Origin of the sequence: Streptomyces sp. NPDC046985, assembly GCF_040644415.1 — a bacterium.
In the GTDB taxonomy this organism is placed as follows: domain Bacteria; phylum Actinomycetota; class Actinomycetes; order Streptomycetales; family Streptomycetaceae; genus Streptomyces.
Genome location: NZ_JBEYWK010000003.1, coordinates 1 through 14,758 on the forward strand (window position 1 = coordinate 1; position 14,758 = coordinate 14,758).

Annotated in this window: 11 protein-coding genes and 1 rRNA gene; 7 read left to right on the top strand and 5 right to left on the bottom strand. The window is 73.9% G+C overall.

The genetic code is table 11. The features are described from left to right. The first annotated feature begins 165 nt into the window (after nucleotides 1-165). Nucleotides 166-282, top strand: a 5S ribosomal RNA gene (rrf, locus tag ABZ861_RS04605). Nucleotides 283-405: 123 nt separating this feature from the next. Here rrf and ABZ861_RS04610 read toward each other — a convergent pair. From ABZ861_RS04610 to ABZ861_RS04630, 5 genes are all read right to left on the bottom strand, one after another. Further along, on the bottom strand, nucleotides 406-1,716 hold the full coding sequence (locus ABZ861_RS04610) for a DUF58 domain-containing protein (protein ID WP_361623645.1): 1,311 nt from the start codon (nucleotides 1,714-1,716) through the stop codon (nucleotides 406-408). After that, nucleotides 1,716-2,705 carry a MoxR family ATPase gene (locus ABZ861_RS04615; RefSeq protein ID WP_361624418.1) on the bottom strand — a complete coding sequence of 330 codons (990 nt, stop codon included), beginning with the start codon at nucleotides 2,703-2,705 and terminating at the stop codon, nucleotides 1,716-1,718. The genes ABZ861_RS04610 and ABZ861_RS04615 overlap by 1 nt, the downstream gene beginning before the upstream one ends. After that, nucleotides 2,705-3,919, bottom strand: coding sequence for a DUF4350 domain-containing protein (locus ABZ861_RS04620; protein ID WP_361623648.1), 1,215 nt, complete (start codon nucleotides 3,917-3,919; stop codon nucleotides 2,705-2,707). Before ABZ861_RS04620 ends, ABZ861_RS04615 begins: the two co-directional genes overlap by 1 nt. Then, nucleotides 3,916-4,626 (bottom strand): DUF4129 domain-containing protein, encoded by a 711-nt coding sequence (locus ABZ861_RS04625; RefSeq protein WP_361624421.1) that lies wholly within the window; start codon nucleotides 4,624-4,626, stop codon nucleotides 3,916-3,918. Before ABZ861_RS04625 ends, ABZ861_RS04620 begins: the two co-directional genes overlap by 4 nt. A 76-nt stretch (nucleotides 4,627-4,702) precedes the next feature. Next, nucleotides 4,703-6,103: a glycerophosphoryl diester phosphodiesterase membrane domain-containing protein gene (locus ABZ861_RS04630; RefSeq protein ID WP_361623651.1), complete on the bottom strand. Its 1,401-nt coding sequence runs from the start codon at nucleotides 6,101-6,103 to the stop codon at nucleotides 4,703-4,705. A gap of 140 nt (nucleotides 6,104-6,243) precedes the next feature. Here ABZ861_RS04630 and mtnA point away from each other — a divergent pair, with 140 nt between their 5' ends. From mtnA to raiA, 6 genes are all read left to right on the top strand, one after another. Further along, nucleotides 6,244-7,386 (top strand): S-methyl-5-thioribose-1-phosphate isomerase, encoded by a 1,143-nt coding sequence (gene mtnA / locus ABZ861_RS04635; RefSeq protein WP_361623654.1) that lies wholly within the window; start codon nucleotides 6,244-6,246, stop codon nucleotides 7,384-7,386. A gap of 481 nt (nucleotides 7,387-7,867) precedes the next feature. Next, nucleotides 7,868-8,557: a two-component system response regulator MtrA gene (gene mtrA / locus ABZ861_RS04640; RefSeq protein ID WP_005316841.1), complete on the top strand. Its 690-nt coding sequence runs from the start codon at nucleotides 7,868-7,870 to the stop codon at nucleotides 8,555-8,557. A gap of 1 nt (nucleotide 8,558) precedes the next feature. Further along, nucleotides 8,559-10,649, top strand: a complete 2,091-nt coding sequence (gene mtrB, locus ABZ861_RS04645) for an MtrAB system histidine kinase MtrB (protein WP_361623658.1) — start codon at nucleotides 8,559-8,561, stop codon at nucleotides 10,647-10,649. Between the two features lie 28 nt (nucleotides 10,650-10,677). Beyond that, nucleotides 10,678-12,468, top strand: a complete 1,791-nt coding sequence (locus ABZ861_RS04650; protein WP_361624424.1) for an LpqB family beta-propeller domain-containing protein — start codon at nucleotides 10,678-10,680, stop codon at nucleotides 12,466-12,468. Nucleotides 12,469-12,872: 404 nt separating this feature from the next. Further along, nucleotides 12,873-13,694: a ComF family protein gene (locus tag ABZ861_RS04655; RefSeq protein WP_361623661.1), complete on the top strand. Its 822-nt coding sequence runs from the start codon at nucleotides 12,873-12,875 to the stop codon at nucleotides 13,692-13,694. Nucleotides 13,695-14,062: 368 nt separating this feature from the next. After that, complete coding sequence (gene raiA / locus ABZ861_RS04660) at nucleotides 14,063-14,755, top strand: ribosome-associated translation inhibitor RaiA (RefSeq protein WP_361623664.1); 693 nt, start codon at nucleotides 14,063-14,065, stop codon at nucleotides 14,753-14,755. Nucleotides 14,756-14,758: the final 3 nt, after the last annotated feature.

The following is a 14,758-nucleotide window of genomic DNA, read 5'->3' on the forward strand; positions in this document are numbered from 1 at the left end:
GTTGATAGGCCGGATCTGGAAGCACCGTGAGGTGTGGAGGTGACCGGTACTAATAGGCCGAGGGCTTGTCCTCAGTTGCTCGCGTCCACTGTGTCGGTTCTGAAACCACGAACGACCGCCGCACCCCCCAGGGGGGTGTGGTGCTGGTCGTCTGTTTCATCGTGTTTCGGTGGTCATAGCGTGAGGGAAACGCCCGGTCACATTCCGAACCCGGAAGCTAAGCCTCACAGCGCCGATGGTACTGCAGGGGGGACCCTGTGGGAGAGTAGGACACCGCCGAACAATTCTTGAGAGAACCCCGCACCCTTCGGTGCGGGGTTCTCTGCGTTTCACCGCCTTTTCAGCACTGTGCAATGCGCGGTACTGAGGGGGCAGAGGGCCGGCCTCTCGGGAGGGGATCCGGTCTCAAAGACGGCCGGCTGCTTTCAAGGCGAGGTATGCGTCCGCCAGCGCCGGAGGCAGCTCGTCCGGGGTCGCGTCCACCACGGTGACGCCTTGGCGGCGGAGATGTTCCGCCGTGCGGTGACGCTCGGCCTGGGACTGTGCCGCCGCCGCGGCCTCGTAGACCGCTTCGGCAGTGCCGCGTACCGACGCCATACGGGCGATCTGGGGATCGGCCACGGAGGCGACGAGGACTGTGTGGCGCTGGGTGAGCTGCGGAAGCACCGGTAGCAGTCCCTCCTCGACGGGAGCGGCGTCCAGGCTGGTGAGCAGCACGATCAGGGAGCGACGCGGCGCCGTGCGCAGAGCGGCGGCGGCGAGCCCTCGGGCATCGGTCTCGATGAGTTCGGGCTCCAGTGAGGCCATGGCGCTGACCAGGGACGGCAGCAGGTCGCGTGCCGCGCGTCCCTGTACGGAGGCCCGGGTCCGGCGGTCGTAGGCGAGCAGGTCGACGCGGTCGCCGGCGCGGGAGGCGAGGACCGCGAGGAGCAGGGCCGCGTCCATGGCGGCGTCCAGGCGTGGGGCGTCGCCCACCCGGCCGGCGGAGGTGCGGCCGGTGTCGAGGACGATCAGGATGTGGCGGTCGCGTTCGGGGCGCCAAGTGCGGACGGCGACCGTGGACTGGCGGGCGGTGGCGCGCCAGTCGATGGAGCGGGTGTCGTCGCCCGGTACGTACTCGCGCAGGCTGTCGAACTCGGTGCCCTGGCCGCGGGTGAGCACGCTGGTGCGGCCGTCGAGTTCCCGCAGCCGGGCGAGTTTGGAGGGCAGGTGCTTGCGGCTGGTGAACGGGGGCAGCACCCGCACGGTCCAGGGGACGTGGTGGGCGCCTTGGCGGGAGAACAGGCCGAGGGGGCCGTAGGAGCGGATCGTGACGCGGTCGGCGCTGCGGTCGCCGCGGCGGGTGGGGCGCAGCACGGTCGTGACGCGGCGGCGTTCGCCGGGCGGGACCGTCAGCCGGTGGCGGGAGGCCGTCGTCTCGGCGCCGGGCTGCCAACTGCTGGGCGGCCAGGCGTCGCGGAGCCCGGCGCGCAGGGTGCGCCGCGAGGGGTTGGCGACGGTGAGGGTGACGTCGGCGGTCTCGCCGAGGCGTGCGGAGGCGTCGCCGGAGCGGGACAGCCGGAGGCGGCGTACGGGGGCGGCGAGGGCGTAGTCGCAGGCGCAGGCGACGGCCAGCGGCGCGTTGACGGCGAGGAGGCCCGTCCAGCCGGCGTCCCAGAGGCCGACGGGCAGGGCGCCGAGGGCCGCGAGGAGCGCGGCGCGTCCGGTGAGAGCCATCAGCGGGGCACCGGGACGTGCTGGAGAACGGCGGTGATGACCGAGTCGGCGGTCACGCCCTCCATCTCGGCCTCGGGACGCAGTTGCACGCGGTGGCGCAGGGTGGGCAGCGCGAGCGCTTTGACGTCGTCGGGGATGACGTAGTCGCGGCCGGTCAGCCAGGCCCATGCACGGGAGGTGGACAGCAGGGCCGTGGCGCCGCGGGGGGAGGCGCCGAGGGAGAGGGACGGCGATTCGCGGGTGGCCCGGCAGACGTCGACGACGTAGGCGGCGATCTCGGGGGAGACGGTGGTCTTGGCGATCGCGGCGCGGGCGGCGTCGAGGTCGGCGGGGCCGGCGACGGGGCGTACGCCGGCGGCGCGCAGGTCGCGCGGGTCGAACCCGGCGGCGTGCCGGGTGAGGACGTCGATCTCGTCCTGGCGGGAGGGCAGCGGGACGGTCAGCTTGAGGAGGAAGCGGTCGAGCTGGGCCTCGGGCAGGGGGTAGGTGCCCTCGTACTCGACCGGGTTCTGGGTGGCGATGACGAGGAACGGGTCGGGCAGCGGGCGCGGGGCGCCGTCGACGGTGATCTGGCGTTCCTCCATGGCCTCCAGCAGCGAGGACTGGGTCTTCGGCGGGGTGCGGTTGATCTCGTCGGCGAGGAGGAGGTTGGTGAAGGCCGGGCCGGGCTGGAAGGAGAACTCGGCGGTGCGGGCGTCGTAGACCAGGGAGCCGGTGACGTCGCTGGGCATCAGGTCGGGGGTGAACTGGACGCGCTTGGTCTCGAGTGCGAGCGCGGCGGCGAGGGTGCGGACCAGCAGGGTCTTGGCGACGCCGGGGACGCCTTCGAGCAGGACGTGCCCGCGGCACAGCAGGGCTACGACGAGGCCGGTCACGGCGGGGTCCTGGCCGACCACGGCCTTGGCGATCTCGGCGCGCAGGGCTTCCAGGGAGGACCGTGCGGCGGTCGCGTCCCCGGTGTTCCCGGCGTTGTCAGTGGTCGGGTCCATCATGGACGGCGTACCTCACTTTCGAGGGCGTCGAGTCGGTCGGCGAGGGAGACGAGGGCCGCGTCGTCGCCGGGCGGCGGGCCGAAGAGGAGGTCGTGCAGGGCCTGTCCGTCGCGCTGGAGCCGGGCGGACAGGGCGGGGAGCAGCGTCTCGGGCGTGTGCGCCTGGGCGGCGGGGACGCCTACGAGGGGGGCGAGGCGGGTGCGTGCGGTGGAGCGGAGAGCGGCGGCGGCGCGGTCGCGGGCGTTGACCTTGCGGTAGAGGCGGGCGCGGCCTTCGGCGGTCTCGGAGGCGCGGATCACGACGGGCAGCCGCTCGTAGACGAGGGGGCCGAATCGGCGTGCCCGCCACAGGGCGGCCAGGACGGCGGCGAGGAAGAGTTGCAGGGTGGCTTGGAGCCAGGCGGAGGGGAGCAGGTCGAAGAAGTCGCGTTGGCCGCTGTCGGCGGCCGCCGAGTCGTCGGCGAGCGAGGGGAGGTACCAGACCAGATGGGGCCGGGAACCGAGGAGTTGCAGGGCGAGCGAGGCGTTGCCCTGCTGGTCGAGGCGGTCGTCGAAGAGGACGTCGGGTGCGCCGAGGACGACGGTGTCGCCGTTCTGGGCGGTGTGCGGGATGCGCAGCAGGGTGGGCAGGCCGTCGCTGGGGTAGCAGGCGTCTGCGGCTCGGCCGGTAGTGGAATAGCGGACGCCGTCGCCCAGTTCGGCGGCGCCCGCGCGGCGGGCGTCGGGCAGGGCGCAGTCGGGGGCGAGCACGGTGTCGAAGCCGGGCGCGGGGTCGGCGGTGACGCCGGGGGCGAGACGGCCGACGGACGGTGCGCCGGGGGCGACGAGGACGGTGCGTCCGCCGGAGGCGGCGGTCGCGGTGCGCAGTCGGGACTGCTGGTCGTCCGTCAGCAGGTCGGGGACGGCGACCAGGAGGGTGGTGTCGTCGCGGCCGGTCGCGGCGCGTGCCTGACCGAGGGTGGTGACCACGCGTGTGTCGACGCCGCGGTCGGCGAGCAGGGCGGCGACGGCGCGGCTGCCCTGGGGGTCGGCGGAGCGCGGGTCGAGGCGGCCGTGCTGGTCGCCGGAGCGGAGAGCGGCGAGGGCGACGGCCGCGGCGAGGATCAGCACGAGTGCGAGCAGGACGCCGCGCGAGCGGGTCCACCCCTGACGGGCGGTGGGCGCGGCGGCGGTGGGCGAGGGCGTGACCGGAGCGGGGGCCTCGGTGGTCATCCGGCGGCTCCCTGGCGGGCGCCGGGGGCTGGGCCGGGGGCGCCGTCGGCGAGTCGGGGCCGGGCAGTCACCAGGTCGCGGTCTAGGTCGGCGACGCGCCGGTACGTCTGCTCGGCGGCCTGGCGTCCGCCGTACGTCACGACGTCGAAGTCGCGGGCCGCGGCGCGCAGCCGGTCGGTGTGCGCGGGCAGGGTGAGACCGGCCTCCGCGGCGGCCTCGTCGGCGGTGCGGCCGGGCCTGCGGTCGAGCAGGGCGCGTTCCTCCAGGGAGCGGACCAGGGCACGCATGCGTTCCTGGACGGCCTGGTTCCAGTGGCCCTGGGCGGCGTGCGCCTCGGCGGCGGCGCGGTGTTCGGCGGCGCTGCGGGGGCGGTCGTCGAACAGGGCCGGAGCGGAGGCGGCTTCGCGGCGCGGTGCGCCGAGCCGCCACCACAGGGCGCCGAGCATCGCGAGGACGGCCGCGACGATGACGACGAGGCCGACGGCGCCGCCGGGCGTCGCGGTCGAGGCGGCGCCGAAGAGGCGGTCGATCCACTCCCAGAAGTGGTTCAGGACGCGTCGGAGCAGGCCGGGGTCGTTCTCGTGGTATATCCGCTTGGCCAGTTCACGCCGGGCGGCTTCCCGGGCGGGGCCGCGCGGGACGGTAACCGGCGGTTCGCCGCCGGGGCCAGGGGCCGCGGCGGCGAAGTGCGTTCCGCCGCGCGGCAGGGCCCGTGCGGCGGCGCGTGCCGTGCGCGCGAGCGCGGACGGCACGCTGAGAACTCCCCCCGGCAGGCTCACGGCCTCAGCTCCCCGCAGGGGGTGCGCTGGGGTCGTCCGCCCTGACGCCGGCGGCGCGGACCAGTTCGAGGTCGAGAGCCTCGCGGCGGATGCGCTGGTCGATGTAGAGGAGCACGGTGACACCGGCCGTGACCGGGAACTTGATCATCGAGCCGATCACCGCTCCGACCCCGTTGATGGCCAGGTAGGTCCAGCCGGGGTGGCCGCTGGCGTTGAGCAGCCCGGAGACGCCGTCGCCGGTGACCGCGTCGGCGACGATGCTGAACGGGATCACGATGAGCCCCGAGACGATGGCCATGACGATCGCGGCCAGCAACTGGACGCCGAAGATCCGCCACCAGGCGCCGCGCACGAGCTTGGCCGAGCGGCTCAGCGCCTTCTTCACGCCCTGTCTCTCCAGCATGAGCGCGGGCGAGGCGAGGGAGAAGCGGACGAGCAGCCACACGGCGACCACCGTGGCGGCCAGGAAGCCCAGCGCGGCGAGGCCGATGCCGCCGCCGGGGTGCCCGGAGACCGTGACGAGGACGGCGGGCACGGCGGCTGCGGTGAACACGCCGAGCACGATGAGCAGGAGCAAGAGGAACAGACCGGCCAGCTTCAGCATCCGGGGTCGTGCGTCGCCCCAGGCCTCGCGGAGGGTGACCGGTGTGCCGAGTACCGCGCGGCTGGTGATCATCGCGAGCAGTGCGGGGGCCGCGACGGTGCTGATCAAGGCGATCAGGAGGAGGGCCGCCCAGGAGCCGACCAGGGGGCCGCGCAGCGCGTGGAACACGTCGCGGGGGGTGGCGTTCGGGTTGCCGATCACGCTGCCGTCGGCCATGCCGTTGAGCGCCAGGCGCTGCATCAGGACCACGGCGATCTGGGTGAGGACCGCGAGGCCCAGGGAGATGCCGAGCGCGGAGCGCCAGCAGGCGCGCATCATGGACACCGCGCCGTCGAGGATCTCGCCCACGCCCAGCGGGCGCAGCGGGATCACCCCGGGCCTGGCCGCGGGCGGCGGACCGCCCCAGCTCGCTCCCCAGGCGCCGTATCCGCCGCCGGGGCCTCCGTACCCGCCGTACCCGCCGCCAGGGGCACTGTATCCGCCGTGTCCGGCGCCTGGGCCGCCGGAGGGCGGGGGGCCCCAGCCGGGGCCGGAGGGAGGCGGCGGGGTCTGCCCGGAGGGCGGGGCGTCGGGGGCGCCGGCGGGGGCGGACCACTGGCCGGGAGGCGGCTGGTCCTCGGACCACTTCGCGCCGGGGGCCTGCGGCCGCGAGTCCTGCGGCTGCGAGCCCTGCTGGTCCGCGGGCTGCTCGGGCTGCTCGGGCCGGGTCGGGCGCGCGGCGTCGGCAGGTCCGGACGCGCCGGATCCCTGTCCGTCGGACGGGGCGGATCCGGGCGATGCCCAGCCCGGAGTGTCGTTCATCGTCGCTCCTTCACGGTGCCCCTCCGCGGTCGCGGCGGCAGGTTGGCAGACATCGTGCCACGGGGCGGTGTTCGAATGACGGGCCGAGGTAGGGGCCTGCCTTCTTTCATTGTCGGCGGTATAAGGGGAACACTGACGGCATGGCTGATCAGTACGCGCAGACCCTTGGTGAGAACCGGCCGGCGGGGATCCCCGCCATCCGCTGGGAGGAGCCGCCCGAGGGCCCGGTCCTCGTCCTCCTCGACCAGACGCGGTTGCCCGCCGAAGAGGTCGAGTTGGTGTGTACGGACGCGCCCGCCCTGGTGGACGCGATCCGCTCGCTTGCCGTGCGCGGGGCGCCGCTGCTCGGCATCGCCGGCGCGTACGGCGTCGCGCTCGCCGCCGCGCGCGGCTTCGACGTGGACGACGCGGCGGACGCGCTCGCCGGCGCCCGGCCCACCGCGGTGAACCTCTCGGTCGGCGCGCATCGGGCCCGGTCCGCCTACCAGGCGGCGCTCGCCGAGACCGGCGACCCCGGGCAGGCGGCCGCGGCGGCGCTGACCGCCGCCCGGAAAGTTCACGAGGAGGACGCCGAAGCCAGCGGCCGGCTGGCCGAGCACGGGCTGTCGCTGCTGGACGAGCTGCTGCCCGGCGGCGGCCACCGTATCCTCACCCACTGCAACACTGGGGCGCTGGTGTCGGGCGCGGAGGGCACGGCGTTCGCCGTGGCGCTCGCAGCGCACCGGGTAGGGCGGCTGCGGCGGCTTTGGGTGGACGAGACGCGGCCGCTGCTCCAGGGCGCCCGGCTCACCGCCTACGAGGCCGCCCGCAACGACATGGCCTACACCCTGCTCACCGACAGCGCGGCGGGTTCGCTGTTCGCGGCCGGCGAGGTGGACGCGGTGCTGGTCGGCGCGGACCGGATCGCGGCCGACGGGTCGCTGGCGAACAAGGTGGGCACGTACCCGCTCGCGGTGCTCGCCCGCTACCACCACGTGCCGTTCATCGTGGTGGCCCCGTTGACGACGGTGGATCTGGAGACCGCAGACGCGTCCGCCATCGAGGTCGAGCAGCGCCCGAGCTACGAGGTGACCGAGCTGATCGCCCCCCAGATGCCGGTCACGGGCGCGGGCGGCGGGATCCCGGTCGCGCCCCTGGGCACCCAGGCGTACAACCCGGCGTTCGACGTGACCCCGCCCGAGCTGGTGACCGCGATCGTCACGGAGGAGGGCACCCTCTCGCCGGTCACCGGGGAGGGTCTCGCCGAGCTGTGCGGGCGCGGGCGTAAGGCGAAGGAGGGGTAGGGGCAGGGGGACGAGGAGGGACAGGCGCGGTCGCAGGGCTTCCGTGGGCCTGCGGAGGGCGACGGGTTTCTCCGGGCCCGGCGGAGACGAAAGGGTTCCGCTGGGCCCGGCGCACAACGCCGGTCGGCTCCGGGGTGCCCGGCCTGCCCCGGCCTGCGGAACCGGGCAGTCCGGGTGCCGTGTGGCCCCGCAGGGCTGGGAACCGTGCCTTGCCCCGCCTCGTCGCGCCTCTCCCCGCCACGTCTCATCGCGCCGCGCGTCGTCTCGTCGTGCCGCGCCGTGCCTCGCCCTGTCATGCCGCGCGTTGCCGCGCCGCGCTGGGCCGTGGGCGGAGCAAGTGCGGCGGGTGCGGGAGGGGAGTCGGCATCGGGGCTGGCATCGACTCCGGCGGACCCAGGCAGACAGTGACGCCCTCGTACGACTATCGTCACAGGCCGGTGAGCTGCCTCACCTGGATCTTCGCAGACGTTACGAGAATGGGATGATGTCGTTTATGAAGGGACGAGTCCTTGTCGTCGACGACGACACCGCACTGGCCGAGATGCTCGGGATCGTGCTGCGAGGCGAGGGTTTCGAGCCGTCTTTCGTAGCCGACGGCGACAAGGCGCTGGCCGCTTTCCGCGAGGCCAAGCCGGATCTGGTGCTGCTGGATCTGATGCTGCCCGGCCGGGACGGCATCGAGGTGTGCCGGCTGATCCGGGCGGAGTCCGGAGTGCCGATCGTGATGCTGACGGCCAAGAGCGACACCGTCGACGTCGTCGTGGGCCTGGAGTCGGGCGCGGACGACTACATCGTGAAGCCGTTCAAGCCAAAGGAGCTGGTGGCCCGGATACGGGCCCGGCTGCGCAGGTCGGAAGAGCCCGCGCCGGAGCAGCTCACCATCGGCGACCTGGTGATCGACGTGGCCGGGCACTCGGTGAAGCGGGACGGGCAGTCGATCGCGCTGACCCCGCTGGAGTTCGACCTGCTGGTCGCGCTCGCCCGCAAGCCGTGGCAGGTGTTCACCCGCGAGGTGCTGCTGGAGCAGGTGTGGGGCTACCGCCACGCCGCCGACACTCGCCTGGTGAACGTGCACGTCCAGCGACTGCGCTCGAAGGTGGAGAAGGACCCGGAGAGGCCCGAGATCGTGGTGACCGTCCGGGGCGTCGGGTACAAGGCCGGACCGAGCTGACGTGACTGGAGACAGTGCCGCTTCGGCGCCCGGCCGACCCGGGGCCCGCGCCCAGCGGCCTGTCGGCCGCGAGGACGCGGGCTCCCGCTGGGGACGCCTCCTGGAGGGCGGGCTGCTGCACGGCGGCGTGCAGGGCAGCCCCGTCCTGCGCCTGCTGCTGCGCTGGGTCCGCCGCCCGCTGCTGCCCGTGATGCGGCTGTGGCGGCGCAACATCCAGCTCAAGGTCGTCGCCACCACGCTGCTGATGTCGCTGGGCGTGGTGCTGCTGCTGGGCTTCGTCGTCATCGGCCAGGTCCGCAACGGCCTGCTGGAGGCGAAGGTCAAGGCGTCGCAGAGCCAGGCCACCGGCGGGTTCGCGGTCGCCAAGCAGAAGGCCGACGAGGCGGCGGCCGGCACGTCCGACGACGGGACCGCCGGAGACGGCCACTCGTCCCAGAACGTCATCTCCTGGATGAGCGAGCTGGTGCTGTCCCTCTCCAGCGGCGGCCAGGGCGCCTTCGACGTGGTCACCCTGCCCGCGGGCGACGACAGCGGCGGCGGACGCGGCCCGCGCGCCTCCGGCGGGGTCGATCCGACGGTGAGCGTCCCCGAGGACCTGCGCGCGCGGATCAACACGAGCATGACCGCCGCGCAGCGCTACACCCGGATCATCTACAAGGACACCGACAAGAAGCCCCAGCCCGCCCTCGTCATCGGCAAGCAGCTCAACGACCCCAACGGCGACCCGTACGAGCTGTACTACCTCTTCCCGCTCACCCAGGAGGAGAAGTCGCTGAGCCTGGTCAAGGGCACCCTGGCCACGGCGGGCCTGTTCGTCGTCGTCCTGCTCGGGGCCATCGCCTGGCTGGTGGTGCGCCAGGTGGTCACGCCGGTGCGGATGGCCGCCGGGATCGCCGAGCGGCTGTCCACCGGACGGCTCCAGGAGCGGATGAAGGTCACCGGCGAGGACGACATCGCGCGTCTGGGCCTGGCCTTCAACAAGATGGCGCAGAACCTCCAACTGAAGATCAACCAACTGGAGGACCTGTCGCGGATGCAGCGCCGGTTCGTCTCCGACGTCTCGCACGAGCTGCGCACGCCGCTGACGACCGTGCGCATGGCCGCCGACGTCATCCACGAGGCGCGCGAGGACTTCGACCCGGTCACCGCCCGCTCGGCGGAACTGCTCGCCGACCAGTTGGACCGTTTCGAGTCGCTGCTCGCGGACCTGCTGGAGATCAGCCGGTTCGACGCGGGGGCGGCCGCCTTGGAGGCCGAGCCGATCGACCTGCGCGAGGTCGTCCGCAGGGTGGTCAGCGGCGCCGAGCCGCTCGCGGAGCGCAAGGGCACGCGCATCCGCGTGGCCGGCGACCAGCAGCCGGTGGTCGCCGAGGCGGACGCGCGGCGGCTGGAGCGCGTGCTGCGCAACCTCGTCGTCAACGCCGTCGAGCACGGCGAGGGACGGGACGTCGTCGTCCGGCTCGCCGCGGCGGGCGGCGCGGTGGCGGTCGCGGTGCGGGACTACGGCGTCGGGCTCAAACCCGGCGAGGCCACCCGGGTCTTCAGCCGCTTCTGGCGGGCCGACCCGGCCCGCGCCCGGACCACCGGCGGCACGGGGCTCGGGCTGTCGATCGCGCTGGAGGACGCCCGGCTGCACGGCGGCTGGCTCCAGGCGTGGGGCGAACCGGGCGGCGGCTCGCAGTTCCGCCTGACCCTGCCCAGGACCGCGGACGAGCCGCTGCGGGGCTCGCCGATCCCCCTGGAGCCCAGGGACTCGCGCCGCAATCGCGAGTCCGCCGAGGCCGGGGCGCGGTGCGACGACGGCAAGAAGGCCACCGTGCCCGCGCAGGCGACGGCGGAGCGGACGGCGGCGCCGGGCCGGGACCCGATGGCGGGCCGGGCGCCCGGGGCGGCCACGGCGGCCGATCCGACGGCGCTGCCCGGCAGCGGGGCGCGCGTGGTGCCCCGGCCCGCCTCGGGCGCGCGCCGGGCGGACGCCGCGCCCAGGACCGGCGTACGGCCGGCGGACGAGGAGAGCACGGCGTCCGCGGACCTGGAGGGTGCCGGGGAGCGGGAGTCGACGCGGCAAGGGGAGGCATTTCGTGGACGTTGACCGCGAGAGGGGCGCGCGGTGGCGTTCGATGCGCGCGATGGCGTACGCCGTCTGCGGGGCGATCCTGCTCGCGGGGTGCGCGTCGATGCCCGACGCGGGCGACCTGCGGGACGTGGAGTCCACGCCCCGCCAGGACTCCGAGGTGCGGGTGTTCGCCATGCCGCCCAGGGAGAACGCTCCGCCCGCGGAGATCGTGCAGGGCTTCCTGGAGGCGCTGACCAGCGACGATCCCACGTATGCGACGGCCCGCCAGTATCTGACCGACGACGCCGCGCGGCGGTGGCGGCCGGAGCGGTCCACGACCGTGCTGGCCACCGGGCCGTACATCCAGGTCGACCGCACCACGGGGCACGCGGACTCCGACGACTTCGCGTTCACGCTGGGCGGCAGCAGGATGGCCCGGGTGGACGAGCGCCAGTCCTACGCGCCGACGAGCGGTGACTACAGCCAGCCGGTGCACCTGACGCGGCAGAAGAAGAGCGGGCAGTGGCGCATCGACGTGGCGCCCCAGGGCGTCGTCATGGGCCAGTCGGACTTCCAGCGCAACTACATGTCCGTCAACAAGTACTACTTCGCCTCCAACACGCGGACCGGGACGCCGGTGACGGCCGTCGCCGACCCGGTCTTCGTGCGCCGTCGGGTGGACGCGATGACGCAGATGGTGCGGTCCGTGCTGAGCGGGCCCACGAGCTGGCTGGACCGGGTGGTCCGGTCGAGCTTCCCGACCGGTACGGCGCTGCGGGCCGGCGTCTCGATGCTGGCCCCCGACGACCAGGGCAAGCTGACGCTGCCGCTGAACGAGAGGGCGGCGCGGGCCGGGCGGCGCCAGTGCTCCGAGATGGCGACGCAGATGCTGTTCACGCTGCGCAACCTCACGCCCACCGTGGACACGGTGGCGTTGCAGGGGCCCGACGGCAGGACGCTGTGCACGCTCGACGAGGGCCGCGCCGAGACCGTCGCCGCCCGCGGCTCGATGAAGCGGCCCGACTACCTGTACTTCCTCGACGACAAGCGCCGGCTGGTGCGCATGGCCGCGGGCGACGCGGGGACGCACGCGGACCCGGTCCCGGGCGCCCTGGGCGAGGGCGCCCAGAAGTTCGGCTCGGCGGCCGTGTCCTGGGACGAGCGGACCGCCGCGGGGGTCGGCTACGACAACCGGTCGCTGTTCGTCGGGTCGATGGCGCCCGGGGCACAGCTCGGCGCACCGGTGGCGCAGAGCCGGGGCGGAACCGAGGACGAGCGGCTGACGCCGCCGAGCTGGGACGGGCGCGGCGACCTGTGGGTGGCCGACCGGGACCCGGCCCGGCCCCGCCTGATGGTCCTGGAACGCGGTGCGGGCCGGCCGCTGGACGTCCAGGTGCCGGGTCTCGACGGCCGTGTCGAGGCGGTGCGGGTGGCCGCCGACGGGGTGCGGATCGCGCTGGTGGTGCGGCACAAGGACGCCAAGAGTTCGCTGCTCATCGGGCGGATCGAGCGAGACGGCAGCGGGGACCAGCCGGAGGTGTCGGTGCTCGAACTGCGCTCCGCGGCACCCGAGCTGGAGGACGTGACCGCCATGTCGTGGGCGGGCGACAGCCGGCTCGTGGTGGCCGGGCGCGAGCAGGGGGGCGTGCAGACGCTGCGGTACGTGCAGGTCGACGGCTCCACTCCGGAGGGGCCTGCGCCCGCCGCGCTGACGGGGGTGGAGTCGATCGCCGCCTCCGCGGACGACCGGTCGCCGCTGGTCGCGGACTCGGTGGACGGGATCGTCCGGATGCCGTCCGGGTCGCAGTGGCAGAAGGTGGTCAAGGACGGGGCGGCGCCGGTCTATCCGGGGTGAGGGTGTCTGGGCCGGGCGTCCGGGGCGAGCGTCCTGGGGCGGACGGGCTCGTGCGAGCGTTCCGGGCGGACTCCTGGGATGGACGGCCTGGGTGGCCGCGGAGCGATGACCGCGTGACGTGTCGCGGTGGCGCGTCCCGGGCGGGGCGTTCGGGTGGCGTGGCGCGGTGGGGCGTTTCGGGCGGTGGCGCGTCCGGGCAGCGCGTCATCGGCTACGCGTCTTCGGTGACGGGACTCCCGGCTCTCCTCGGCGCTTGTCGGCCCCCTCGCCTTCCCCTCCTCCCCCTTCCCTCTTCACTCGTGTGAGTGAGGCTTTGCGCGGTCTTCGGGGAGTTGTCCACAGGCTGCCGTGCCGCGTCGTCCACAGGGCTGGTCGGGGCGGCGCCGGATCGGCACAGTGGAGCCATGCGCGGATGGTGGCAGGACTTCACCGACCTGCTGCTGCCAGCCGAGTGCGCGGGCTGCGGCAGGTCCCGCACGGTGCTCTGCCCCCGGTGCCGTGCCGTCCTCGGGGGGAGCGCGCCGCTGCGGGTGCGGCCGCGGCCGGCGCCCGCCGGTCTGCCTCCGGTGCACGCGGCGGCGCCGTACGGGGACGAGGTGCGAGCGGCCCTCCTCGCCCACAAGGAACGGGGCGCGCTGGCGCTCGCGGGTCCGCTGGGCGCGGCGCTGGCGGGCGCGGTGCGGGCGGCGCTGCGCGCGGCTGGAGCCGACGGCCGCGCGGGGCCCGTGCTGCTCGTGCCCGTGCCCTCCGCGCGCCGCGCCGTGCGGGCACGAGGCCATGATCCGGCGCGGCGGATCGCGCTCGCGGCCGCGGGCGAGCTGCGCCGCACCGGGACGGGTGCCCGGGTGCTCGCCGTGCTGCGCCAGCGGCGCGCGGTGGCCGACCAGTCGGGACTGGACGCCCGGGAGCGGCTGGCGAACCTCGCCGGGGCCCTGGAGGTGGTCGCGGGCGGCGCGCGACTGCTGCGCGCCGGGCCGATCGTGCTGGTGGACGACCTGATGACCACGGGCGCCACGCTGGGCGAGGCGGCGCGGGCGGTGAGGTCGGCCGTGTACGCGGCGCGGGTCTGGGAAGAGACAGGTGGACAGGCTGCGGGACGGCAGGGAAGGGACGGGAACCCGGTGCACTGCACGGCGCGAGGCATGGGTGCGCGCGAAGCCGGAGACGTGCTCTGTGCGGCGGTCGTCGCTTCCTCGCCGGACTCTTTCGAAATAAACCGGAACTGACGTCCCACGTGCGTCGTCGCAGCAAAAGAGGGGAGTAATTCACCTGAACGGAGGTACGTCGCAGTAGAGGGTGACGTCATCCCACCGGGCGAGATATGTTCGGGATATGAGGGAAGGCGCAGGTTGTTCCCCCTCTACCCGATCTAGCAGATCCATCCGATTGCCGAGCCGATGGTCGGCGGGTCGTCAGCACTCGCAGCGCGCGTCTGCTATACCCGTGACCGCGCACACCGGCAGGGTGGAGATCTCGCCCGCGGGGGAGGAGGAGGTGGACGTCACCGAGTCCAAGGCTCCGGGGCCGACCGGAGCCTGGTGCAAAAGGAAATGCTCCGCCGTCGAAGCGGAGCGATCCGGGAACGGAGTTCTGCGTGGACATCGTCGTCAAGGGCCGCAAGACCGAGGTGCCCGATCGGTTCCGTAAGCACGTGGCCGAGAAGCTGAATCTGGAGAAGATCCAGAAGCTCGACGGCAAGGTGATCAGCCTCGACGTCGAGGTGTCCAAGGAGCCCAACCCCCGACAGGCCGACCGATGCGACCGAGTGGAGATCACGCTCCGCTCTCGCGGGCCGGTGATCCGGGCGGAGGCGGCGGCCAGCGATCCGTACGCGGCACTCGACCTGGCGGCCGACAAGCTGGGGGCCCGGCTGCGCAAGCAGCACGACAAGCGTTTCTCGCGCCGTGGCGCGCGGCGGATCTCGGCGGCCGAGGTTCCCGACCACGTCCCGGGCGTCGCCACGCTCGACGGAAACGGGCTGACCACTGCCCAGCAGGAAGAGGACCAGGCGTCCACCACGAAGGTCGGCTCGCTGGAGGTCCAGGGCGACGGACCCCTCATCGTCCGCGAGAAGACGCACGTCGCCGCGCCGATGACGCTCGACCAAGCTCTCTACGAGATGGAGCTGGTCGGACACGACTTCTATCTGTTCGTCGACTCCGAGACCAAGGAACCCAGCGTCGTCTACCGGCGGCACGCCTACGACTACGGCGTGATCCACCTCACGACGGACACGATGGTCACTGTGGAGAACCCTCCCGAGGCGGGCGGCCCGCTCGGCGGCTGACCC